Origin of the sequence: Kribbella koreensis, assembly GCF_039525325.1 — a bacterium.
GTDB lineage: Bacteria > Actinomycetota > Actinomycetes > Propionibacteriales > Kribbellaceae > Kribbella > Kribbella koreensis.
The window spans coordinates 1-22792 of record NZ_BAAAHK010000017.1 but is presented as its reverse complement, the minus strand read 5'-3'; the positions used below and the strand labels follow the sequence as shown (position 1 = coordinate 22792).

The 22792-nt window shown below is 68.6% G+C and carries 19 protein-coding genes; 7 read left to right on the top strand and 12 right to left on the bottom strand.

The window, feature by feature from the left end; translation table 11 throughout:
• Positions 1 to 59: 59 nt before the first annotated feature.
• From rny to ABD116_RS29615, 4 genes are all read right to left on the bottom strand, one after another.
• Positions 60 to 1763, bottom strand: a complete 1704-nt coding sequence (gene rny / locus ABD116_RS29630) for a ribonuclease Y (RefSeq protein WP_343977535.1) — start codon at positions 1761 to 1763, stop codon at positions 60 to 62.
• A 528-nt stretch (positions 1764 to 2291) separates the two neighbouring features.
• Positions 2292 to 2879 carry an Rv0909 family putative TA system antitoxin gene (locus ABD116_RS29625; RefSeq protein WP_343977532.1) on the bottom strand — a complete coding sequence of 196 codons (588 nt, stop codon included), beginning with the start codon at positions 2877 to 2879 and terminating at the stop codon, positions 2292 to 2294.
• Between the two features lie 276 nt (positions 2880 to 3155).
• Positions 3156 to 3614 carry a P-loop NTPase family protein gene (locus ABD116_RS29620; RefSeq protein WP_343977529.1) on the bottom strand — a complete coding sequence of 153 codons (459 nt, stop codon included), beginning with the start codon at positions 3612 to 3614 and terminating at the stop codon, positions 3156 to 3158.
• A 41-nt stretch (positions 3615 to 3655) separates the two neighbouring features.
• A complete protein-coding gene (locus ABD116_RS29615; RefSeq protein ID WP_343977526.1) occupies positions 3656 to 4237 on the bottom strand; it encodes a GrpB family protein in 582 nt (193 codons plus the stop codon).
• Between the two features lie 84 nt (positions 4238 to 4321).
• Between ABD116_RS29615 and ABD116_RS29610 the strand changes: the two genes are divergently transcribed.
• Positions 4322 to 5032, top strand: a complete 711-nt coding sequence (locus ABD116_RS29610) for a hypothetical protein (protein WP_343977523.1) — start codon at positions 4322 to 4324, stop codon at positions 5030 to 5032.
• A 101-nt stretch (positions 5033 to 5133) separates the two neighbouring features.
• Here the strand turns inward: ABD116_RS29610 and ABD116_RS29605 are convergent, their stop codons facing one another.
• Together ABD116_RS29605 and recA are read right to left on the bottom strand one after the other, a co-directional pair.
• On the bottom strand, positions 5134 to 5745 hold the full coding sequence (locus ABD116_RS29605) for a regulatory protein RecX (RefSeq protein WP_343977520.1): 612 nt from the start codon (positions 5743 to 5745) through the stop codon (positions 5134 to 5136).
• 676 nt (positions 5746 to 6421) lie between these two features.
• Complete coding sequence (gene recA, locus ABD116_RS29600) at positions 6422 to 7516, bottom strand: recombinase RecA (protein ID WP_343977517.1); 1095 nt, start codon at positions 7514 to 7516, stop codon at positions 6422 to 6424.
• Positions 7517 to 7765: 249 nt separating this feature from the next.
• Between recA and ABD116_RS29595 the strand changes: the two genes are divergently transcribed.
• The 3 genes from ABD116_RS29595 to ABD116_RS29585 all read left to right on the top strand — a co-directional run bounded on the left by ABD116_RS29595 (position 7766) and on the right by ABD116_RS29585 (position 11393).
• Positions 7766 to 8560 carry a hypothetical protein gene (locus ABD116_RS29595; RefSeq protein WP_343977514.1) on the top strand — a complete coding sequence of 265 codons (795 nt, stop codon included), beginning with the start codon at positions 7766 to 7768 and terminating at the stop codon, positions 8558 to 8560.
• A 40-nt stretch (positions 8561 to 8600) separates the two neighbouring features.
• A complete protein-coding gene (locus ABD116_RS29590) occupies positions 8601 to 9164 on the top strand; it encodes a GrpB family protein (RefSeq protein WP_343977511.1) in 564 nt (187 codons plus the stop codon).
• Between the two features lie 108 nt (positions 9165 to 9272).
• On the top strand, positions 9273 to 11393 hold the full coding sequence (locus ABD116_RS29585) for an MMPL family transporter (protein ID WP_343977508.1): 2121 nt from the start codon (positions 9273 to 9275) through the stop codon (positions 11391 to 11393).
• A gap of 81 nt (positions 11394 to 11474) precedes the next feature.
• Here ABD116_RS29585 and ABD116_RS29580 read toward each other — a convergent pair whose 3' ends face one another.
• Both ABD116_RS29580 and ABD116_RS29575 read right to left on the bottom strand, forming a co-directional pair.
• The gene (locus ABD116_RS29580; protein ID WP_343977506.1) at positions 11475 to 11669 is read right to left on the bottom strand and encodes a DUF3046 domain-containing protein; all 195 of its coding nucleotides are present in this window, start codon (positions 11667 to 11669) and stop codon (positions 11475 to 11477) included.
• Complete coding sequence (locus tag ABD116_RS29575) at positions 11669 to 12841, bottom strand: LppM family (lipo)protein (RefSeq protein ID WP_343977503.1); 1173 nt, start codon at positions 12839 to 12841, stop codon at positions 11669 to 11671. The genes ABD116_RS29580 and ABD116_RS29575 overlap by 1 nt, the downstream gene beginning before the upstream one ends.
• A gap of 76 nt (positions 12842 to 12917) precedes the next feature.
• Between ABD116_RS29575 and ABD116_RS29570 the strand changes: the two genes are divergently transcribed.
• The 3 genes from ABD116_RS29570 (at position 12918) to ABD116_RS29560 (ending at position 18858) form a co-directional block, all read left to right on the top strand.
• The gene (locus ABD116_RS29570) at positions 12918 to 17558 is read left to right on the top strand and encodes an ATP-dependent helicase (protein WP_343979471.1); all 4641 of its coding nucleotides are present in this window, start codon (positions 12918 to 12920) and stop codon (positions 17556 to 17558) included.
• Positions 17559 to 17561: 3 nt separating this feature from the next.
• A complete protein-coding gene (locus tag ABD116_RS29565; protein WP_343977500.1) occupies positions 17562 to 18347 on the top strand; it encodes an Fpg/Nei family DNA glycosylase in 786 nt (261 codons plus the stop codon).
• A gap of 91 nt (positions 18348 to 18438) precedes the next feature.
• On the top strand, positions 18439 to 18858 hold the full coding sequence (locus ABD116_RS29560; protein ID WP_343977497.1) for a DUF4262 domain-containing protein: 420 nt from the start codon (positions 18439 to 18441) through the stop codon (positions 18856 to 18858).
• A gap of 20 nt (positions 18859 to 18878) precedes the next feature.
• On the opposite strand, the gene ABD116_RS29555 is transcribed toward ABD116_RS29560, so the two are convergent.
• The 4 genes from ABD116_RS29555 to ABD116_RS29540 all read right to left on the bottom strand — a co-directional run bounded on the left by ABD116_RS29555 (position 18879) and on the right by ABD116_RS29540 (position 22198).
• Positions 18879 to 19169 carry a helix-turn-helix domain-containing protein gene (locus ABD116_RS29555; RefSeq protein ID WP_328322728.1) on the bottom strand — a complete coding sequence of 97 codons (291 nt, stop codon included), beginning with the start codon at positions 19167 to 19169 and terminating at the stop codon, positions 18879 to 18881.
• A 163-nt stretch (positions 19170 to 19332) separates the two neighbouring features.
• Positions 19333 to 19833: a CinA family protein gene (locus ABD116_RS29550; RefSeq protein WP_343977492.1), complete on the bottom strand. Its 501-nt coding sequence runs from the start codon at positions 19831 to 19833 to the stop codon at positions 19333 to 19335.
• Entirely contained in the window at positions 19830 to 20453 is a 624-nt protein-coding gene (gene pgsA / locus ABD116_RS29545; RefSeq protein WP_343977489.1) for a CDP-diacylglycerol--glycerol-3-phosphate 3-phosphatidyltransferase, read from the bottom strand. The genes ABD116_RS29550 and pgsA overlap by 4 nt, the downstream gene beginning before the upstream one ends.
• Positions 20450 to 22198 carry a MiaB/RimO family radical SAM methylthiotransferase gene (locus ABD116_RS29540; protein ID WP_343977486.1) on the bottom strand — a complete coding sequence of 583 codons (1749 nt, stop codon included), beginning with the start codon at positions 22196 to 22198 and terminating at the stop codon, positions 20450 to 20452. Before ABD116_RS29540 ends, pgsA begins: the two co-directional genes overlap by 4 nt.
• Positions 22199 to 22792 lie beyond the last annotated feature (594 nt).

The following is a 22792-nucleotide window of genomic DNA, read 5'->3' as shown; positions in this document are numbered from 1 at the left end:
AGGGTGGCAGCAGCAGCGGCTCAGCCACCCGGCAACCTCACCGATGTGCGACGGCTCTGCTATTTGGCGACTTCGGTGGCACGGGACTCGCGGACCACCGTGACGCGGATCTGGCCCGGGTAGGTCAGCTCCTCCTCGACCTGCTTGGCGATGTCGCGCGCCATCACCTGCGCGGCGATGTCGTCGACGGCGTCCGGCAACACCATCACCCGGATCTCGCGACCAGCCTGCATCGCGAACACCTTCTCGACGCCGTCGTGGTGCATCGCGATCTCCTCGAGCCGCTCGAGCCGCTGCACGTACGCCTCCAACGACTCGCGCCGCGCCCCCGGCCGCCCACCGCTGACCGCGTCCGCCGCCTGCGTCAGCACCGCCTCGACGGTCCGCACCTCGACCTCGTTGTGGTGCGCTTCGATGCAGTGCACGACGTCATCGTCCTCGCCGTACTTGCGTGCCAGCTCGGCCCCGACGATCGCGTGGCTGCCCTCGGACTCATGCGTCAGCGCCTTGCCGATGTCGTGCAGGAACGCACCCCGCTTGCACCGCTTGGCATCCAGCCCCAGCTCAGCCGCCATCATGCCGGCGATGTGGGCCGACTCGACCAGGTGCTTGAGCACGTTCTGCCCGTATGACGTCCGGTAGCGCAGCAGCCCCATCGTGCGAACCAGCTCGGGGTGCAGATCGGTGATCCCCACATCGGCCATCGCGTCCTCGGCCGCCCGCTCGCACAGCTCGGCGACCTCACCCTTGCTCCGCTCGTAGATCTCCTCGATCCGGCTCGGGTGGATCCGGCCGTCGAGCACCAGCGAATCGAGGGTCAGCCGCGCCGTCTCCCGCCGTACCGGGTCGAAGCAGGACAGCAGCACCGCTTCGGGGGTGTCGTCGATGATCAGGTTGACGCCGGTGGTCTGCTCGAAGGACCTGATGTTGCGGCCCTCGCGACCGATGATCCGGCCCTTCATGTCGTCGCTGGGCAGGTGAACGACCGACACGACCGACTCACTGGTCTGCTCCGAGGCCAGCCGCTGGACCGCGCCGGTGATGATCTTGCGCGCCTTGATCTCGCCCTCGTCCTGCGCCTGCCGCTCGATGTCGCGGACGATCGTGTGCGCGTGCCGTTTCGCCTCCGCCTCGATCGCGGCGACCAGCTCGGCCTTCGCCTGCTCGGTGGTCAGGTTGGCGACGCCCTCCAGGATCCGGCGCCGCTCGTCCTCGAGATCGCGGATCTCGGCCTTGCGCTGGTCGAGCTCGGCGAGCTGGGTGGTGAGCTCGCTCTGGCGCTCTTCGATCGCGCGATGCTGCTCGTCGAGACGTTCTTCCCGCTCGGTCAGCCGGTGCTCGCGACGCTCCATCTCCAGCCGCTGCTCACGCAGGTCGTCGCGGATGGATTGCGCCTCCAACTCGGCTTCCCGGCGCACATCGGACGCCCGCTGCTCAGCCTCACGCCGTACTTCGGACGCGCGGGTCTCGGCGTCACGCCGGATCTCCTCGGCACGCTGCTCGGTCGCCTCGGTGCGGACGCGGAGTACCGCCGCTGCTTCTTCCGCCTGCCGGGTCACCAGCTCGGCTGCGGACTTGGCACCGGCCGTGATCGTGGCGGCCTCGAGCTTGGCGTTCGCCTGGGCAGCGCTCACGGCCGCGGACTGGTCGGCGACCTTGCGGCGCGACAGTGTCAGGCCGATCCAGGCCAGCAGGCCGACGATCAGCAACCCGATCAGGACGAGCCCCACAGATGCCGCCGTCGGCATGGCCGCGAGTGACATCGGCGTCTCCCCTCTGCGAGTCGCGCCCGGGGGCGTGACGTTGTCGGCGTCGAAGGGAGCCTTCACAGCGATCAGCAGGACGGTACGACGAAGAGCACCACCCGGTTCGGCGGTGCTGCAAACACCCGGCGGGGCCGGGTCGTCCTATGCGGCAGCTCGGTCGAGCGTTGGTCTCACGTCCCCCGCGCCACGGTGTTGGGTCGTGGCCCGGGTTTTTGTCCGGCCGGTCCAGCCGGCCGCTGCTATGTACGCCATCTCGCGATGGAGTGCTCCCTTACTGATTCCGAGGCTAGGCGCGGCCATCCACAGGGTCAAGACGAACACCCGCCGACCGGTTTCCCGGTTAAATCGAGACCTAACGCCGCCTCACCCCTTGGTTACCCTCCAGTCACTCTGCGCCGCCCAACCCCGCTTTCCCGTACTCCGGGCCGCAAGCGTCGTCGGCAACCTCAACGACCCGGGCCTCCCCTGCTCACTGGCAGGTGGGAGGCCCGGGTCGTTGGCGGGATTACGGAGTACTACCTCGTGCTACCTCGGGCCGGGGAGGCCGCCATCCGACGTACCGGTCGCCGTACTGCCCGTGTCGGCGCCCTCGGTACCGGAACCAGCCGAACTACTCGGATTGCCCGCGACATCCGGCGCCTCTCCACCGACGACGGTGCCGTCCACCGCGTCAGGAGCAGCCTCGTCAACAGTCTCCTCGGCCCCAGCCCCAGCTTCATCAACGCTGCCCGTCGGCTCTGGCGCAGCCTCGTCGACGCTGCTCTCCGGCTCAGGGGCGGCCGTACCGGGCCCTGCGGATTGGTCTGGTCCAGAATCAGCAGGCTCCGCCGTTGCTTCATCGGCTCCGGCCGTGGGTGCGTCTGTGGTGGTGTCCTCACTGCTCTGCTCGGTCGAGGTGGTCCCGGGCCCTCCGGCGGGCTCCGCAGGGTCCGCGTGGGAGTCGACGTAGCTGCCGACCTTCTCCTGCACGGAATCGACCTTGTCGGCGTACTTTCCGCCGGTCTGCTTGTCGATCAGGTCGCCGGCTTTCTCCACGCCTGCCTTGATCTTGTCCGGGTTTTGCTTGACGACATTCCGGAGCCAGTTCTTCGCCTGGTCTTGGAAATCGTTCATTGCACCCTCCGAGAGGTGTCAGGGGCGGATCGGACGAAAATCCCAGCCTACGGACCACACAAACCCGATCCGTACTTCGGATCAGACACCGTCAACCCCGACCCGTCAACGTCCCTCGCCGCTAACCCCTCGTCCCCTTCCCCGAAACCCACCCGTCATCCGGCCCCGAAACCGCCGGAAACGCGTCCCCGAAGACCCGGAATCACCGATTCCAACTCCCCAGCCGTCCGGCTCAGTGAGCCGACCGCAGGAACCGGTCGATCTCCCTCCGCGACCTCAACCGGACGAACCGCAGCTAGCAGACTCCGGATCCTGCATCGCCAGACCGTACTCAGCCTTCGTCGGACCGTAGGTGCGCCAGGACCACAACAGAATCGACCTGGCCGGGTCGCGGCTGAACTGGTCGCGCAGCGAGCCCTCCCGATTTCCGTTCCAGAGCTCCACCCCGGAGGCAATCCGCCACACTGTCCGACGTGCTAGTTGCCACATCACCACAACGCGCGGCAGATCGAGCCAGACCACCGTGTCAGCCGCACCCCAGGCGATCGCCCGGATCCGTTCGGAATAGTTGCCATCGACAACCCACCCTCCGGACCGGGTCGCCTCCCGAACGCGCGCCTCGAACTCGCCCTGCTCAAGCTTGGTCCAGTTCGCCTGCCAGAAAATCGAGTCCAGCTCAACATGCCGAAGTCCCAAGCGCTCGCTCAACCCACGCGCAACCGTCGACTTCCCCACGCCGGCCACCCCGATAACCACAACGCGATGCACCTGAGCGCCTAGTGACTCGGGTGCGGGGACCAGTTGGTTTCGAGGGCCCAGCGTTCGGCGCCTGCCATCAGTACTTCGGTTGCCGGGGCCTTGATCTGACCGTAGTCGAACAAATCGGAAGCACTCATCGCCAACCGTTTCTTGAAGGCTCCCCACCCTGTCCGCGCGGCGTCGTCGGCCCGGAGGTAATCCCGGAACAGCAACGCATACCGCGCATTCGGCCCGTCGCCGATCCGGAGATGGACGTTGCAGGTCCGCCCACCAACCGGTGGCGCGAAGACCAACTTCCTGCACTCCACCCCACTGGACACCTCAACCCGATTCCACGCCTCCGGTCGGCACCTGAACCCAACCTCCGACATCAACCGGACCAACTCATCCTCATCCAGCGACCGCACCCGAACCTGTACGTCGATGCAGTCCTTCGCCGCCAACCCCGGTACCGAGGTGGACCCGACATGCTCGACAACCAACGCCCGGTTTCCCAACGCGGACCGCAACACCTCAGCGATCAGCTCGAACTCCGTCACCCACTCCGACCGGTAGTCGACAACCACAACCCCTGACCCAAGCTCATCCGCAAACGGCACGCCTCCGATCGTGACAGACGCGCGGCTCTCGCTCAGCCCTAATTCAAAGGCAGGGTCGACCAACGGCCGCCTATGCTCCACGCCATGACGCCGGAGGAAGTCCACCGCGAGACGCCCACGCTGATCATGGAAACGCTCGCACTGGTTGAAGCCGACGCCACCCACGGCGACGTCGAACAAGCGCTCCTCGCCGCGGGCTGGACTCCGTGCGGCGCCGGCGACTGGGCCATCGCCCTCCGCTCACCCGACGGCACCACAGCCGCGCGAATCAGCCCATTCGATCCAACCGGCCCCTACACCGCAGCCCTGTACCGCGAGGCCACCCACACCCGCCAGGTCCCCGTACTGTTCGCCCACCGCCGTCTCACCGGCGGCGGCGACCTCCAACTGATGGAATGGCTCCAACCCGTCCCCCAGCCCGAAGCCGCCGCCTTCCACCAAGCGATCAGCAACCACTCGCCAGAAGTCGCCGACCTCGTAGACATCATCCGCCGCATCCACACCCGCGCTCTGGAAGAACTCCCTTGGTGCGGCCCCTTGGACGACAATCCGTCCAACGTCATGCGCGGCGCAGACAACCGCCTGGTAGTAGCCGACCTCTTCTACGCCGACGGCCCCAACCTCTACGCCACCGCACTCAAAGACCCCGACCTGGTCGCAACCCGAATCCCAGAACCCGAACGCCGCTACCTGACCGAGATCCCCCTAGCCGCCTCCGGCCCCTGGGACCCCATAGAACGAGCCGCCCTACGCACAGCCCTGGCAACCGCCGACTCCCGCAACAACAGCACGTAACCCGGCAACCACTCGCGAGAACACGATCGCCATCCCGCCCGTCCCACAGCTGCACTTCATGACAGTGGTTCGGCAGGTCAGATGGGGAGTGGTCGGGCTTGCTAGTCGGCTTCTAGGCCGGAGTCGTTGAGGAGGGGGAGTTCTTCGTCGGAGGCGGCTAGTTCTTGCTTGACGACGGTCATGGCGAGGGCGCCGGGGTAGCCCTTGCGGGCGAGCATGCCGATCAGGCGGCGCATGGCGACCTGGCGTTCGAGGGAGCGCATCGAGCGGAGCTTCTTGCGGACGAGGGCGCGTGCGGTGGCCTCTTCCTGGTCGGGTTCGATCTCTTCGATGGCGTCGCGGGCCAGTTCGTCGTCGACTCCTCGCCGGCGGAGTTCTTGGGCGAGAGCACGCTTGCCCAGGCCGCGACCGCGGTGGCGCGACTCCACCCAGGCGTTGGCGAAGGCGGCATCGTCGATCAGCCCGACCTCGGTGAACCGATCGAGCACCTCATCCGCCACCTCGTCGGGAATCTCCCGCTCCGCCAGTAGATCGGCCAGCTCGGCCCGGGTCCGTGGCTGCCCACTCAACTTGTCGAGCAAGATCGTCCGCGCCGTCGAATGCGGATCCGCGAACTCGTCGACCTCAACCTCCGCAGCCTCGCTGGGACGCCGCCCGCCGAACTTCCGGCTCCCCCGCATCCCCGACCGCCGCCGCCCAGACCCATCCGACATCCCAGCCCCGCCGGACCACTCCCGCACACCATCGCCCGGCCCACCACCAGCACCAGCACCAGCACCAGCACCAGCACCAGCACCAGCACCAGCACCAGCAGGTTCATCGCCCGCGCTGGACGATCCAAGCCCGGACAAGCCAGTGCTGACTTCAGATCGCTCAGGAGATCCGTCGGAGGTCGTTGCGGCGTCGGCTGGGCTACTTACAGCCCAGTCCGGCATACCGTCTGACTGGCCTTCGAAAGCATCGAAGGCGCCGTCGTCGGACGAGCGACTCCCACCGATACGGCCGGCCCTGACCCGATCGGAATCGCCAAAGGCACGGCCGGATTTTCCAGCGGTAGCGCGGCCGGCTTTGCCCGAACCACCACGGCTCGAGCTAGCGCCGCCCGAGCTGATGCCGTCCGAAGCGGTACGAGCGGAACCGGCGCGGGTCGATCTACCGGATCGTGCTCTGGGCGACTTCTTGGAGGGTGCTCCGGTCTTGTCGTCCAGGGACCACGGGAGGGGCTGGACCGGAACTCGTTCTACCTCCGGGTCGGGGCTCACCGGCGCCTGCTTCGGCGTGGTGATTCCTGCTACCCCCCGGCGGACTCCCGCGGGCAGCTCTGGCAGGGCCTTGGAACTGGCCTGCCCGGAGCTGCCCGGACGGTCGTCGCCGGGAGACGAGCTGTGATCAGAAGTCGACATCGACCTCGGCCGCAGCCTTGCCCGCGGCCTTGGCGTCCTTGGCGTCGACCGGCTCCGCCACCACGCCGATGCCCATCTTGTCCTTGATCTTCTTCTCCAGCTCGTTGGCCAGATCCGGGTTGTCGCGCAGGAAGTTCCGCGCGTTCTCCCGGCCCTGACCGAGTTGGTCGCTCTCGTAGGTGAACCAGGCGCCGGCCTTGCGGACGAAGCCCTGCTCCACACCGAGGTCCAGCAGGCTGCCCTCACGGCTGATGCCCAGGCCGTAGATGATGTCGAACTCGGCCTGCTTGAACGGCGGGGCCACCTTGTTCTTCACGACCTTGACCCGGGTCCGGTTGCCGACGAAGTCGGTGCCGTCCTTCAGCGACTCGATCCTGCGCACGTCGAGCCGGACCGAGGCGTAGAACTTCAGCGCCTTACCACCGGTCGTCGTCTCCGGAGAGCCGAACATCACGCCGATCTTCTCGCGCAGCTGGTTGATGAAGATCGCGGTGGTGTTCGTCCCGCTGACCGCACCGGTCATCTTCCGCAGCGCCTGGCTCATCAGCCGGGCCTGCAGACCGACGTGGCTGTCACCCATCTCGCCCTCGATCTCGGCCCGGGGCACCAGCGCGGCCACCGAGTCGATCACGACGATGTCGATCGCGCCGGAGCGGATCAGCATGTCGGCGATCTCCAGCGCCTGCTCACCGGAGTCCGGCTGCGAGACCAGCAGCGCGTCGGTGTCGACGCCCAGCTTCTGCGCGTAGTCCGGGTCGAGCGCGTGCTCCGCGTCGATGAACGCGGCGATCCCGCCGGCCCGCTGCGCGTTCGCCACCGCGTGCAGCGCGACCGTCGTCTTACCGGAGGACTCCGGGCCGTAGATCTCCACCACACGACCGCGCGGCAGGCCGCCGATCCCGAGCGCGATGTCGAGCGCGATCGACCCGGTCGGAATGACCTCGATCTTCGCCCGCTCCTGATCGCCCAGGCGCATCACCGCGCCCTTGCCGCAGTTCCGCTCGATCTGCGTCAGCGCGGTCGCCAGCGCCTTCTCGCGATCCGCGACCTTGCGATCGTCCTTCGCCGCTGCACCAGCCATGTGACTGCCACCTAACCCATCTACTATCGGGGCCGCTGTCCCAGCCGCCCGGAGGAAATTCGTTGTCGCCAGAGACGGTATGGGTTCCCACGGACAGTTTTCGGTGCTGCCGGGAATCTGTGGAAAACCCGGTCCGTCCGCGGAACTCGTACGGGACAAAATAGCCCGAACACCTGTTCGAATCACAACTGACACGCCGAAGTACCCCGGAGATCGTCGCCGACCCGCCCAGTCCCTACCCTGACGGACGTGACCGACCGCCCTGACGTCCCCGACTCCGCCGTCGTCCTCGCCCTCAGCCGGGTCGAGTTCGGCATCGACTCGGTCCTCGACGCGCTCCGCACCCAGGACCCGTTCGGCATCCGTGGCCTCCTGACCGAGTACTCCGCCCAGGAGCAACCCAACCTGGCCGAGAAGGGCCTGATCCTGGCGATCGACCGCCTGCTGCGGATGAAGGTGCCCGGACACGCCGAGTGGCCGACCCTGCCATTGGGCCAGCGCTGCGACTGGTGGGTGGAGCGGCTCGGCGGGTTCGCCGCCGTGGTGGCGGGTCTCCCCCGGCTCAGTGGCGCGGCCGCGGACGCCCTGCCGGTCAAGGACACCCTCGGCGCCGCAGTACAGGCGATGGTGATCGGTGCGGTCTGCCGCGAGTACGGCGTCGAGGCGCACGCGGACCGGACCGCCGTCATGGCCAGGGTGCTCACCGCGCGCCCGATCACGCCGGACGACGTACTCCGGTACGACGACCCGACCACGGCCGGCAAGGACGTCGCAGCGCAACTGGGGTTCGGTGACGAGTCGGAGGAGGCCGGCCTGCGCAAGGGCATCCGCCTGGTCTGGCGGATCAGCAAGCTCTTCGGCGGGCTCGGAGAGGTGTTCGAGGACCGTCCACGGGGCAGTATCGGCGCCAGGATGCTCGGCAAGCTCCCGGCGGTCGGTGTGGTCGGCGGGTTCTTCGACGAGCGCAAGGGCATCCGCAAGGCAGCGTACGCAGCTGCCGAACTGCTCAGCACCAGCGCGTTCCGGGTGAAGCCGATCGGATAAGGGCTGTCTGTGCCACCGGGTCGCTGCGATGATTCACCCCATGAGCGCGATCGCCATCGTCAATCCGGATCCGACCTGGGCCGCGCAGTACGACAAGACGGCACAGGTGATCAGCAACATCCTCGGCGACACGGTCGTACGGGTGGACCACATCGGTTCGACCTCGGTACCGAATCTGGCGGCCAAGGACATCCTGGACATCCAGGCGACCGTCGCTGTCGAGTCCGAGCTGGATGACGCCGTGCAGCTGCTGACGGCGGCCGATTGGGAGGCGAGGCCGCCTCGCCGCGACCACCCGGTGCCAGGACTGCCCGGGGACGAGTTCCAGTGGGTCAAGCGGCTCGTGGTCGAGCCCATGTACCGCCGCCGGGTGAACCTGCATCTGCGAGTGATCGGCCGCGCCAACCAGCGGTATGCGCTGCTTTTCAGGGACTACCTGCGCGCCCACCCGGACACAGCTGCGGCGTACGGCGAGTTCAAGCGGCGCGCAGCGACCCTGCCCCTGGAGTCCGTCGGCGAGTACGCCGATCTGAAGGACCCCGTCTGCGACCTGATCTACCTGCCGGCCGAGGACTGGGCCGCGCGGACCGGCTGGTCTGCCTGAACCGATGACCCTTCGGGTAGACCTCTGCGGACGGTGACCGGAGTACTACTCGGGGCTCGTTGACGCGTCCCACGGCAGCCGGGAGGCTGGACGTGGGGGTGGTTTCGGATGGCTGGAACAGGGCGGCTCGCGGCGTTGCCATGCGGCAAGGTGTCGAAGTGGATCGTGCTCGGGTTGTGGATCGTGGCGGTCGCGGTGTGCTTCAGCCCGGCCGGCAAGCTCACCGGTGCTCAGGACAACGACGCAGTGTCCTGGTTGCCCGGCAATGCCGAGTCCACCGAAGTGCTGAAGGCGACGGCTCAGTTCTCATCGCCTGACGAGATCCCTGCAGTGCTGGTCTACGAGCGGCCCGGTGGGCTGACCGAGGCTGACAAGCAGGCCGTGACCGGGCACGCGGCGGAGTACGGGAAGTTGCCGAACGTCGACCGCGAGGTGGTCGGGCCGATCCCCTCCGACGACGGCAAGGCGCTGCAGGTCCTGGTACCGATCAACGCAGGCGACGGTGGTTGGGACACGATCGGCGCCAGAGCCGACGACATCCGCCGAGTCGCCGCCGACCGACCTGATGGCCTGTCGTTCCACCTGACCGGCCCTGGTGGCTTCGCTGCCGACTCGCAGGAGGCGTTCGCCGGTATCGACGGCAAGCTGCTGTACTCCGCGGCCGCTGTCGTGATCGTCATCCTGCTGCTCACGTACCGAAGCCCGGTGCTTTGGCTGCTACCGCTGATCTCAGCCGGTACTGCGCTGTTCGCCGCGCAGGCTGTCGTGTACCTGCTGGCGACCAAGGCAGACCTCACGGTGAACGCACAGAGCGCAGGCATCCTCACCGTGCTCGTTTTCGGCGCGGGGACGGACTATGCCCTGCTCCTGGTGGCTCGCTATCGAGAAGAGCTCCGGCGGCATGAGGACCGTCATGAGGCGATGGCCTTTGCCCTGCACCGATCCGGGCCGGCCATCTTCGCATCGGGCTCGACAGTGGTGGCCGGCATGCTGTGCCTGCTGCTCGCTTCGATGAACTCGACCCGTGGCCTCGGCCCGGTGGCAGCGGTCGGCATCGTGGTCGCCCTACTCGCCATGCTGACGCTACTGCCTGCACTGCTGGTGGTATGCGGCCGCTGGGTGTTCTGGCCGCTACGGCCGACCTACGGGTCCGACGACCACACAGAGACGAGTGTGTGGGGACGGATCGGGCGACGGATCGCCGTACGGCCGCGGCTCACCTGGATCACGACCACGGTCCTGCTGGGCGCTGCTGCGTTGGGGATGCTCACCCTTGACGCCAACGGGCTGTCGAACGAGGAGTCCTTCACTGGAACTCCGGACTCGGTAGTCGGCGAGAAGGTGGTCGCGGCGCACTTCCCAGCGGGCGCAGGGAACCCGCTGGTCGTCGTAGGCAAGGCAGACCACGCCGCCGAGATCCGTACTGCGATGTCGTCGGTCAAGGGCATCGCGTCAGTTGCTGAGCCGCAGACCTCGGGTGAGCTCGCCTACATCGAGGGCACGATGACCGATGCGGTCGACACCCAAGCAGCGAAGGACACCGTCGATCGGGTGCGGGCAGCCGTCCACGCTGTCGACGGTGCGGATGCGCTGGCCGGCGGCGGCGCGGCGATCGTGCTGGATACCCAGCGGGCGTCGAATCACGACAACAAGGTGATCATCCCTGTCGTACTCGCGGTGGTGCTGCTGATCCTCGCCCTGCTGCTGCGAGCGCTGGTGGCGCCGGTGATGCTGGTGGCGACCGTCGTACTGTCCTTCGGCGCGGCCCTTGGAATCAGCTCGTTGGTGTTCCATCACCTGCTGGGCTTCAACGGCGCCGACAGCTCCCTGCCGTTGTTCGTCTTCGTCTTCTTGGTGGCCCTGGGCATCGACTACAACATCTTCCTGATGACCAGGGTGCACGAGGAGTCGAAGGTGCACGGGACCAGGCGCGGGGCGCTGATCGGCGTCGCCGCGACCGGTGGGGTGATCACCTCGGCAGGGCTGGTGCTGGCCGGCACGTTCGCCGTACTGGCGACGATGCCGGTCGTCGCGTTCGCGGAGATCGGCATCGCGGTCGCCCTGGGCGTTCTGCTGGACACGATCGTCGTCCGGTCGGTGCTGGTGACGGCACTCAACCTCGACATCGGGCGGCACCTGTGGTGGCCGAGCAAACTCGCCCAGAAGCACGATCCGGCGCCAGAGCAACTCGGCGACCCCGAACCCGAGCGAGCCCTGGCCGGCAACTGACAACTGCGCAGCGGCGCCAGTTGGGCGATCAACAGGGCTGGGCGCGCTAGCGGTCGTGACCGATAGGGCTGGTCCGTAGAGCTAGCGCTCGCTGGGCGGGAGTTGGAGGTGCGCCCAGACGGCGCGCCAGACCTCCTTGGCGGACTCACCGTCGCCGAGGGCCTCGTCGACCGTGCGGCCGCCGAGCTCACTCAGCGCCTGGGTCTCCGCCCAGGTTCGCGAGTAGGCAGGACCCAGATGGCTGTCCATCCGGGTCCAGAACTCCGTCAGTCTCATTACTGCCCATCGTTGTCCGGCGGCCGGTTCCAGCCGCCTTGCTGTCCGCCCTGCGGCGGCTGACCCCAGCCACCCTGCCCCTGCTGAGGCGGCTGTCCCTGCGGGGGTTGTCCCTGCTGCGGAGGCTGACCCTGGGGAGGCCGACCCTGCGGGGGCTGGCCCTGCGGAGGCTGACCTTGAGCAGGCGGTCCCTGCGGCGGCTGACCCCAACCACCCTGGCCCTGCTGAGGCGGACCTTGCGGCGGCTGTTGCGGTCCCCACTGGCCAGGCTGACCCTGCTGCGGAGGCTGCGGCTGCCCAGGGTACTGCCCCGGACCAGGCTGACCGTACTGCTGCGGCGGCTGGCCCGGCTGACCGTACGGTCCCTGCTGGCCCGGACCGTACGGACCAGGCTGACCCGGCTGCCCGTACCCACCAGGCTGGCCTTGCGGCGGACCGTACTGGCCAGGCGCACCCGGCTGGCCACCGTACTGGGGACCCCACTGGCCCTGCGGCTGGCCCGGGTACTGCCCGTACTGGCCGTATTGCTGCTGCGTCTTGGCCTTGCGACCACGAAGTACGAAGAAGGCCACGGCACCGCCGCCGAGGAGCAGCAGCACGATGATCAGGATCAGCGCCCAGGCCGGGAAGCTGCTGCCGGCCTCCGACGTCAGCGACACCTTGCCCAGCTTGTCGAGGCTGTCGTACGTCGCCGTCCGGCCGCTGACCTTGGCACCCGCGTCGTGCTCGAGGATCTTGCCCGGCATGGTGATCTTGAAGTTCACCACCGGCGTGATGCCGTTCGTGTCGCCGTCCAGACCCAGGTCCTTGATCGAGACGAAGAACTTGTCGCCCTCCTTGCGGAACCCGACCCCTTCGTCGGTCGACTGACCCATCGAGCGGAACGGCACGTCGTCGAACGTGCAGTTCGAGCCGACGTACTTGTCGTCCTCGAAGGATTTGCAGGTGACGCCCTCGGTCGAGGTCTGCTGAAGCCCCTTCTCGACCGATTGCCGGAGCAGGTCGAGCGACTGGCCGCTGCTGGACGCCAACTGCTTGTCCAGGCCGATCTTCATGCTGCCGGAGACGGTCTCGTCGGAGTTGACCTTGAGGTCGCCATCGAGCTTCACGCAGCCGGTCAGGCCGACCAGGCAGGCGATGATGACGAGCGCGAGGCGCACGCGGTTCTTCATGCCGACGATCATTCCAGAAGCCAGGGACAGCCCGCTGCCAAGGTCCGGCCGGAAATTGTCGGAGCGGCCGGGCAAGATGGGCATCGTGCAGAAATCCAGCGCGTTGAGCCGATTCTCGCCCGCGACCCGGGCGTGGTTCGACGACGTCTTCGAAGCGGCCACCCCGGCCCAGCTCGAGGCGTGGGACGCGATCACCGCAGGCCGGGACGCGCTGGTGGTCGCCCCGACGGGTTCGGGCAAGACGCTGGCGGCCTTCCTCTGGGCGCTCGACCGGCTGGCCACGGTGCCACCGGCCGAGGATCCGAAGCTGCGTTGCCGGGTCCTGTACGTGTCGCCGATGAAGGCGCTGGCCGTCGACGTCGAGCGCAACCTGCGCGCACCGCTGATCGGCATCCGGGAGACCGCCCGCCGGCTGGGAGAGGCCCCGATCGACGTCGAGGTCGCGGTCCGCTCGGGTGACACGCCGGCCAACGAGCGCCGGCGCTTCGCCACGAAACCCTCCGATGTCCTGATCACGACGCCGGAGTCGTTGTTCCTGCTGCTCACCTCGCAGGCGCGGGAGTCTCTGCGGGGCGTCGAGACGATCATCATCGACGAGGTGCACGCAGTCGCCGGCACCAAGCGCGGCGCGCACCTGGCGCTGACGCTCGAGCGGCTCGACGCGCTGCTGCCCAAACCAGCGCAGCGGATCGGGCTGTCGGCGACGGTCCGGCCGGTCGAAGAGGTGGCGCGCTTCCTGGGCGGCGGCCGGCCGGTGAAGGTCGTACAGCCGAAGTTCACCAAGCAGTGGGACCTGAGCGTCGTCGTGCCGGTCGAGGACATGGCCGAGCTGGCCAACACCGAGGTCGAGACGTCGGGATCGGCCGCCGGTCAGCCCCGGCACGCCTCGATCTGGCCGCACGTCGAGGAGCACGTCTTCGACCTGATCTCGGCCCACCGCTCGACCATCGTCTTCTCGAACTCGCGCCGGTTGGCCGAGCGGCTGACCGCCCGGCTCAACGAGATCGCCGCCGAGCGGGCCGAGCTCGAGCTGCCCGAGGCCGGCTCGCCGGCTCAGGTGATGGCTCAGTCGGGTGCCTCCCTGGCGGCTCCCCCAGTGATTGCCAAAGCCCACCACGGCTCGGTCAGCAAGGAACAGCGTGGCCTGATCGAGTCCGATCTGAAGTCCGGCCGGCTGCCGTGCGTGGTCGCGACCAGCAGCCTCGAGCTCGGCATCGACATGGGCGCGGTCGATCTGGTCATCCAGGTCGAGGCGCCGCCATCGGTCGCGAGCGGGCTGCAGCGGGTCGGCCGGGCCGGCCACCAAGTCGGTGCGGTTTCGCGTGGAGTGCTGTTCCCGAAGTTCCGCGGCGACCTGGTCGACACGGCCGTGGTGGTCCAGCGGATGCGCGACGGCCTGATCGAGAGCCTGCACATCCCGGCCAACCCGCTCGACGTGCTGGCCCAGCAGATCGTCTCGATCGTCGCCCTCGACTCGATCGACGTGGACGAGCTCTTTGCACTTGTACGCCGCTGCGCCCCGTTCGCGTCGTTGCCCCGCTCGGCGTACGACGGTGTGCTGGACATGCTGTCCGGGCGCTACCCGTCGGACGAGTTCGCCGAGTTGCGGCCGCGGATCGTGTTCGACCGGGTCAGCGGGGAGATCTCCGGCCGGCCCGGTGCGCAACGCCTCGCGGTGACCAGCGGCGGCACGATCCCGGACCGCGGTCTGTTCGGCGTCTTCCTGGTCGGCGAGTCGACCAACCACCGCGTCGGCGAGCTCGACGAGGAGATGGTCTACGAGTCGCGGGTCGGCGACGTCTTCACGCTGGGCGCGTCGAGCTGGCGGATCGAGGACATCACCCACGACCGGGTGCTGGTCTCCCCCGCTCCGGGGCAACCGGGGCGACTGCCGTTCTGGAAGGGCGACGCGGTCGGTCGCCCGGCCGAGCTCGGAGCCGCGACCGGTGCTTTCGTCCGGACGATGGCCGCGCTGCCGCCCGCGAAGGCGATCAAGCGGGCCCGTGACGCCGGCCTCGACGAGTACGCGGCGAACAACTTGGTGGCTTATCTCGGTGAGCAGCGCGAAGCGACCAGCCGGGTGCCCGACGACATCACGATCCTGGTCGAGCGGTTCCGGGACGAGCTGGGCGACTGGCGGGTCTGCATCCATTCGCCGTACGGAGGTCAGGTCCACGGTCCCTGGGCCTTGGCGATCGCTGCTCGGCTCCGCGAGCGGTACGGCATGGACGCGCAGTCGGTCTCCGGTGACGACGGCATCGTGCTGCGCCTGCCGGAGACGGATGAGCCGCCGCCGGGTGCCGACTTGGTGCTCTTCGACGCGGCAGAGATCGAGGATCTGGTCACTGCGGAGGTGGGCGGCTCAGCGCTTTTCGCGGCGCGCTTCCGTGAGTGTGCGGCGCGGGCGTTGCTGCTCCCGCGGCGGAACCCTGGCAAGCGATCACCTCTGTGGCAGCAACGTCAGAGGTCGGCGCAGTTGTTGAGTGTGGCCAGCAAGTACGGCTCGTTCCCGATCGTGCTGGAGACGCTGCGTGAGGTGCTGCAGGACGTCTACGACCTCGACGCGCTGAAGGACCTGCTGACCGGCATCAGCGAGCGGCGAATCTCCGTCGTAGAGGTGGAGACGCCCGAGGCGTCGCCGTTCGCGAAGTCACTGCTGTTCGGGTACGTGGGCGCGTTCATGTACGAGGGCGACACCCCGCTCGCCGAGAAGCGTGCCGCAGCGCTGGCACTCGACCAGAGCCTGCTGTCCGAGCTGCTCGGCCGCACCGAGCTGCGCGAGCTACTCGACGCCGAGGTCGTACTGCGCACCGAGGCCGAGCTGCAACGCCTCGCCGAGGACCGGCGTGCCCGCGACGGCGAAGGACTCTTCGACGTACTACGCCTGATCGGGCCGCTGTCATTGAACGAGGCGTCCCAACGATGCGTCGACGGCTCGGACGCCGAAGCCTGGCTGACCGAGCTCGCCGCCGCTCGTCGAGTGGTCCGGGTGCGGATTGCCGGCGAGCATCGATGGGCCGTGGTGGAGGACGTCGCGCGGTTGCGTGACGCGCTCGGGGTGCCGCTGCCTCCTGGGATCGCCGAAGCCCACGCTGAATCTGTGGCGGACCCGATGGGCGATCTGGTGTCGCGCTACGCCCGCACCCACGGGCCTTTCCGCGCCATCGATCTGGCGACACACTTCGGCATCGGCGTGGCGGTCGTGTCCGACACTCTGCGTCGGCTGGCAGCGGCCGGGCGGGTGGTCGAGGGCGAATTCCTGCCTGGCGGAATCGCGATGGAGTGGTGTGACAGCGAGGTCCTGAGGCTGCTCCGTCGCCGGTCGCTCGCCGCACTGCGCAAGGAGGTCGAGCCGGTCGACCCGTCCGCGCTCGCGCGATTCCTCCCTGCCTGGCAAGGCATCACCAGCAGTCGCGGCCGTGGGTACGACGTGCTGCTGGGTGCAGTTGAGCAACTGGCGGGCTGTGCGGTCCCTGCGTCAGCGCTGGAGTCGATTGTGCTGCCGTCGCGAGTCCCTGGGTACCAGCCATCGATGCTGGACGAGCTGACCGCGACTGGTGAGGTGGTGTGGGCCGGGTCTGGGTCTTTGCCCGGTACGGACGGCTGGGTCTCGTTGCACCTCGCGGACAACAGCGACCTCACGCTGCCCGATCCGGATCCGTCCTTCGAGATCGGCGAGACCCATCAAGCGGTGCTGGACGCGTTGGCCGGTGGCGGCGCGTTCTTCTTCCGCCAACTGAGTGATGTCGTCGGCGCGACGGCTGGGGTGGTCGACGACGAGACGATGGTCGGCATCTTGTGGGATCTCGTCTGGGCCGGGCATCTCACCAACGACACCTTGGCGCCGGTACGGTCGCTGGTCGGCGGCGGCCGGGGCACCCACCGCACGCGTCGTGCTACGCCTCGCGCGCGACCTGGGCGTCCGTTGAGGCCGGGGCGTCCGGCGATGCCTGCACGGAGCGGTCCGCCGACGGCAGGTGGGCGTTGGTCGTTGCTGCCCGAGCGCAATGAGGATGCGACCAGACGAGCCCATGCGGCGGCGGAGACGTTGCTTGATCGCTATGGGATCGTCACGCGTGGCTCGGTCATTACAGAGCGGACGCCAGGCGGGTTCGCGGCGGTGTACAAGGTGCTGAGCGCGTTCGAGGAGTCCGGGCGGTGCCGGCGTGGGTACTTCGTGGCTGGGCTGGGGGCGGCGCAGTTCGCGTTACCGGGGGCGGTCGACCGGTTGCGGGCGATGGCCGAGTTGCCTACTGGAGAGCTGGGTTCCGGTGGGTCTGGGTCTGGTGGCTTGGGGTCTGGGTCTGTTCGGTCGGGGGCCGGCGGTCGGGCGAAGGAGGAGCCTGCGGCGCGTGCCGTAGTACTGGCTGCTTCCGATCCGGCCAATCCCTATGGCGCGGCACTGCCTTGGCCCGAGCGGGAGAACGCGGGCGGGCACCGACCTGGACGGAAGGCGGGCGCACTTGTGATGCTCGTCGACGGGCGACTGATCGTGTACGTCGAGCGTGGCGGGCGGACCGTGCTGAGCTTCACCGAGGATCCGGAACTGTTGCAACCGGCCGTGGATGCGCTGGCGCTGGCGATCAGGGACGGGCACCTGGGCAAGCTCAGCGTGGAGACGGCCGATGGCGAACAGGTGCGGCATACGGCGTTCGGTGATGCGCTGGCCAAGGCCGGGTTCCATGCGACTCCGCGCGGTCTGCGGCTCCGGGCGTGAGCCATGCCTGAGGGAGATACCGTCTGGCGCGCATGCAAGCGCCTCGATCAGGCCTTGGGAGGGCATGAGCTGATCGAGACGGACTTCCGGGTACCGACGCTGGCCACCACGGACCTCAGCGGGCGGACCATGCTCGAAGTTGTTGCGAAGGGCAAGCACTTGCTGATGCGGCTGTCCGGCGGGCTGACCATCCACAGTCACTTCCGGATGGACGGCAGCTGGCATCTGTACCGGCCGGGCGAGTCCTGGAAGGGCGGTCCGGATCATCAGGTGCGGGCGGTGCTGAGGACCGCTGACTGGACAGCTGTGGGGTATCGGCTGCCAGTGCTGGAGCTGGTCGCGACCGAGCAGGAAGACACCGTGGTGGGTCATCTGGGGCCGGATCTGCTCTCACCTGACTTCGATCGGGAGCTAGCGCTGGCCAACCTCGCTGCTGAGCCGGAGCGGACGATCAGCGAGGCTCTGCTGGATCAGCGGAATCTGGCCGGGATCGGCAACTTCTATCGGACCGAGGTCTGCTTCCTGCTCGGTCTGCATCCATGGCGGACGGCGGGGTCCGTCGATCTGGCAGCGACGGTGGATCTCAGTCGCCGGCTGATGAAGGCGAACCTCCGGCACGCGGCCCAGGTGACGACGGGCGTTGACCGGCCCGGCCAGCGGTCCTATGCGTTCGAGCGGCCCGGCAAGCCGTGCCGGCGGTGCCGGACGACGATCCGGACGGCGCCGATCGGCGAGCCACCCCGGGAGCGGGTCAGCTACTGGTGTCCCACCTGCCAGCCCGAACCCTGAAACCACCTGTGGATGAACCGCTGAACCGGCGCGCAGCCGGATACCTTCCCTGACGAGTCGAACATTTGTTCGAGTCCGAGAGGAGAGGTTCATGTGCGACATCTGCGGCGGCGTCACGAATCCGGAGTACGAGCAGCGACTGCGGAGCAACATCCGCAAGCACGGCTGGACCGTGCAGTTCATCGAGGGTGCGGACGACCGGAATCCGGCCTACGCCTACACCCTCGGAATGAGCCTGCACGGGCACCCGGAGTTCGTCACCTTCAACTGCCATCCGGGCTTCGTCGCGGGCGAGTTCCAGCCGCTCGCGGAGGCGGTGCTGTCCGGGCGCCGGTTCGACGAAGGCGATGACCTCGGCGATCTCCTGCAGCCGCGGCTGCTCCGGGTGCCGGACTCGAGCACACACCTCTACACCGCAAACACCATGTTCAGGCAGCCTGGAGAGCCACCCATCGCGGCACTACAGCTGGTCTGGCCGACCAGGACGCCGTGGCTGGAGAGCGGACGATGAACGTCCGTGAGCCGCCAGGGTCAGGCAGCGGAGGCAACGACCTCGGGCTCGATGGCCGGATGGGCCAGCACCAGGGCCTCTTCGCGGGCCAAATCCTCGCTCACCTCGGCGAAGACCGTCGACAGCGGCACTTCCAGTGCCATGCAGATGGCGGCGAGAAGCTCGCTCGACGCCTCTTTCTGGCCACGCTCGACCTCGGACAGGTAGCCCAGGCTCACCCGAGCATCAGCGGACACCTCGCGCAGAGTGCGCCCCTGGCGCAGCCGCTTGCGCCGCAGGACGTCGCCCAGGAGGCCACGAACCAGCACCATGAGGTTTCTCCCTTCCGCCTGTCGGACCGAACCTACTCGCACCGTAGCTCGACCGTGGGGACCAACGGTACCCGTTGCCGGGTCACTACTCCTCGCAATGTCCAGCTTCGGTGCGCCGTGCCAGTCTGCCCTACCTGTTCCCATGGTGGTCTCAACACCCCGATCAAGCCAGTTCTTCCGCCACCAAGTCGGCGGCGAGTTCCAGGACGGCCTGCACGCTCCCCTGCCGGACGGCCGCCCGATCACCGCTCAGAGCCAGCTTCCGGACCCGTACTGTGCTCGGCCCCGCCGCCGCCACATAGACGGTGCCGGCCTCGACACCCGCCTGCGGGTCCGGACCGGCCACACCGGTCGTGGCTAGCCCGTAGGTGGCCCCAAGGCGCTCCCGGACACCCGTGGCCAGAGCAGCGGCCGTGTCAGGGTGAACCGGGCCCACATCGGCCAGCAGATCTGCTGGGACGCCGGCCAGGGTGGCCTTCAGATCGGTCGCATAGACGACGACTCCGCCTCGATAGACCGCTGACACGCCTGGCACGTCTGTCAACGCGGCGCCGACCAGGCCGCCGGTCAGCGACTCCGCCGTCGCGAGGGTCTCCCCGCGCTCCTTCAACCGCGCAACCAGCCCCAGCAACACCTCCTGGGAGTCAGCTTGGTTCGCGGTCACGGGAGCGGGCGCTTTGCGGCGGCTCGGAGGCGGAGGGCGCGGCCTACGTAGTCGAGACCGGTGATGATCGTGACGATGACGGCGGCGGCCATGAAGACGATCGCGGTCCAGTGCACGACGGCGACCGAGTGCCACGGAAGGAGGTAGAGGCCGAGGGCGATCGCCTGCAGGACCGTCTTGAGCTTGCCGCCGCGGCTGGCCGGCATCACGCCGTGCCGGATCACCCAGAACCGGAGCGCGGTGACACCCCATTCGCGAACCATCACGACGATGGTGACCCACCAGGGCAGGTCGCCGAGGATCGAGAGGCCGATGAACGCTGCCCCGGTGAGTGCCTTGTCGGCGATCGGGTCGGCGATCTTGCCGAAGTTGGTGACCATGTTCCAGCGGCGCGCGATGTCGCCGTCGAACCGGTCGGTGACGATCGCGACCACGAAGGCGGCGGTGGCGAGCAGCCGGTTGCCGTCGCTCGCACCGGCGTCGCGGAGCAACAGCCAGACGAACAGCGGGACCAGGACGAGCCGCAGGACGGTCAGCGCGTTCGCCACATTCCAGGCGCTGGGCGCGCTGAGCTGGCCGGCGGCCGCTCGCGGCACCGGGTTCGTCGGCGGGATCGTCACGCGGTCAGGTTAGCTGCCGGAACGCCCTCTCGGGTGCGTACCTGCGCGCCGAAGGCGGCGATCAGGTCGACGCCTTCGGTCCCGACCACCTCGGCGGTGACCAGATCGCCGATCGCGAGGTCGGCCGGGAAGTCGGTGAGGGTCGTCGAGCCGTCGACCTCGGGGCCCTGGTGGGCGGCGCGGCCTTCGGCGGTGTCGCCGTCGATCGACTCGACCAGGATCTCGACGGTCTCGCCGATGCGGGCCTCAGCGCGGGCCGAGGTCAGGTCCTCGGCGAGCCGGGTGACGCGGTCCAGGCGGGCCGCGATGGTGTCCTCGTCGAGCTTGCCGTCGTAGGTCTCCGCCTCGGTGCCGTCTTCGTCCGAGTAGCCGAACACCCCGATCGCGTCGAGGCCGGCGCGGGAAAGGAAGTCGCAGAGAATGTCCACGTCCTCCTCGGTCTCACCCGGGAAGCCGACGATCACATTGCTCCGGATGCCGGCTGTCGGCGCCTGGGCGCGGACCTGGGCGATCAGCTCGAGGAAGCGCTCGGAGTCACCGAAGCGACGCATCCGCCGCAGGAGCGGGCCGGACGCGTGCTGGAAGGAGAGGTCGAAGTACGGGACGACGCCGGGGGTCGAGGCCATCGCCGTGATCAGGGTCGGGCGCATCTCGGCGGGCTGCAGGTACGAGACGCGGACGCGGGTCAAGCCCGGCACCTCGGCGATCTCTGCGACCAGGGTCTCGAGCAGGCGGAGGTCGCCGAGGTCCTTGCCGTAGGAGGTGGAGTTCTCGGAGACCAGGAAGACCTCGCGGACACCGTTCTCGGCGAGCCAGTGCGCCTCGCCGAGCACCTCGGTCGGGCGGCGGGAGACGAACGCACCACGGAAGGCGGGGATCGCACAGAACGCGCACCGGCGGTCGCAACCGGACGCCAGCTTCAACGGAGCCATCGGCCCGCCATCCAGCCGACGCCGAACGATGCGCGGACCGCTGGCAGGCGCCGAGGCGAGATCGGGAGCGTCGATGGTCAGCTCAGCGGGATCAGAGGCCTTGACCGTACGACCCTTCAGCCCCTGCTCACGCTGGGCGTCGTCACCCGCACCGTTCAGGATCTGCTGCGCGGTCGCCCTGGTGTCGCCAAGCACTCCCGGTGTCTCGCTGACCCCGGTGTCGCTGTTCGGCCGGCGCCCCGAGCCCGCTCCGGTGTCGCCGTCCAGATCCTGCGCGGCGTTGGCCCCGGTGTCGCCGTTCAGGCCCTGCGTGGCGGCGTTCGGGGGCTGGTGGGCGGTATCGCCGTGGCCGGGGAGGGCTACGCCTTGGGCGGTTGCGCGGTCGGCGGGGGCCAGTGGGAGGAGTTTGCGGCGGTCGCGGGGGACGTGGGACTGGTGTTTGGTGCCGGCGAGGATCGAGCGGAGTTTTTCGGAGATGTCCGCGTAGTCGTCGAAGCCGAGGACGGCGTCGGTCTCGGGGAGCGCCTCGGCCAGTTGTTCGCCGTAGCGCTCGGCCAGGCAGCCGACGGCTACGACAGCTTGCGTGCGGCCGGACTCCTTGTAGTCGGAGGCGGCGAGCAAGGTGTCGACCGAGTCCTTCTTGGCGGCCTCGACGAATCCGCAGGTGTTGACCACCACGGTGTCGGCCTCGGCGGCATCCTCGACGAGCCGGAAGCCACCGGCTTCGAGCCGGCCGGCCAGCTCCTCGGAGTCGACGTCATTGCGAGCACAGCCCAGCGTGACCAGGGCGACGGTGGTGGGAGTCGTAGTCATCACCCACGAGTATGACCCCTCCCCCGACCCCACCGAAATCAACGCCATCCACCCCAACCTCACGCGCCATACCCTGCAGCCACCTCCCACCCCACCGAGAGAACCCCACCTCAACACGACCCCAACCCTCCAAGGCAAAGACCTCACCCAAACCACCTCAGCCACCTTCACCCCTCCGCCACCTCCACCTCTCCGCCGCTGCGCCGCTGCGCCGCGGCCGGGCGCTGGAGTCCGGCGCTGCGATCGGACACTGGAGTCCGGCGCTGCGGTCAGGCGCTGAAGCCAGCGCTGCGGTCAGACGTCGGAGCCGGACGCTGCGGTCAGACGCTGCAGCCCGGCGCTGCGGTCGGGCGCTGGAGCCGGGCGCTGGAGTCCGGCGCTGCGATCGGGCGTTGGAGTCCGGCGCTGGAGTCCGGCGCTGCGGTCAGGCGCTGCGCTCAGACGTCGGAACCGGACGCTGCGGTCAGGCGTTGGAGCCGGACGCTGCGGTCAGGCGCTGCACCCAGGCGCTGCGATCGGACGCTGCAGCCCGGCGCTGCGGTCAGGCGCTGCACCCAGGCGCTGCGATCGGACGCTGCAGCCCGGCGCCACGGC

Bases quoted from the DNA above. Each gene is read 5' to 3' on its own strand.
- ABD116_RS29560 (WP_343977497.1), top strand. From the start codon at position 18,439: ATGTGCGACATCTGCGGCGGCGTCACGAATCCGGAGTACGAGCAGCGA.
- ABD116_RS29585 (WP_343977508.1), top strand. From the start codon at position 9,273: ATGGCTGGAACAGGGCGGCTCGCGGCGTTGCCATGCGGCAAGGTGTCG.
- ABD116_RS29575 (WP_343977503.1), bottom strand. From the start codon at position 12,841: ATGAAGAACCGCGTGCGCCTCGCGCTCGTCATCATCGCCTGCCTGGTC.
- ABD116_RS29590 (WP_343977511.1), top strand. From the start codon at position 8,601: ATGAGCGCGATCGCCATCGTCAATCCGGATCCGACCTGGGCCGCGCAG.
- ABD116_RS29565 (WP_343977500.1), top strand. From the start codon at position 17,562: ATGCCTGAGGGAGATACCGTCTGGCGCGCATGCAAGCGCCTCGATCAG.
- ABD116_RS29605 (WP_343977520.1), bottom strand. From the start codon at position 5,745: ATGTCGGATGGGTCTGGGCGGCGGCGGTCGGGGATGCGGGGGAGCCGG.
- recA (WP_343977517.1), bottom strand. From the start codon at position 7,516: ATGGCTGGTGCAGCGGCGAAGGACGATCGCAAGGTCGCGGATCGCGAG.
- ABD116_RS29555 (WP_328322728.1), bottom strand. From the start codon at position 19,169: ATGGTGCTGGTTCGTGGCCTCCTGGGCGACGTCCTGCGGCGCAAGCGG.
- ABD116_RS29540 (WP_343977486.1), bottom strand. From the start codon at position 22,198: ATGACTACGACTCCCACCACCGTCGCCCTGGTCACGCTGGGCTGTGCT.
- ABD116_RS29625 (WP_343977532.1), bottom strand. From the start codon at position 2,879: ATGAACGATTTCCAAGACCAGGCGAAGAACTGGCTCCGGAATGTCGTC.
- ABD116_RS29610 (WP_343977523.1), top strand. From the start codon at position 4,322: ATGACGCCGGAGGAAGTCCACCGCGAGACGCCCACGCTGATCATGGAA.
- ABD116_RS29580 (WP_343977506.1), bottom strand. From the start codon at position 11,669: ATGAGACTGACGGAGTTCTGGACCCGGATGGACAGCCATCTGGGTCCT.
- ABD116_RS29570 (WP_343979471.1), top strand. From the start codon at position 12,918: ATGGGCATCGTGCAGAAATCCAGCGCGTTGAGCCGATTCTCGCCCGCG.
- rny (WP_343977535.1), bottom strand. From the start codon at position 1,763: ATGTCACTCGCGGCCATGCCGACGGCGGCATCTGTGGGGCTCGTCCTG.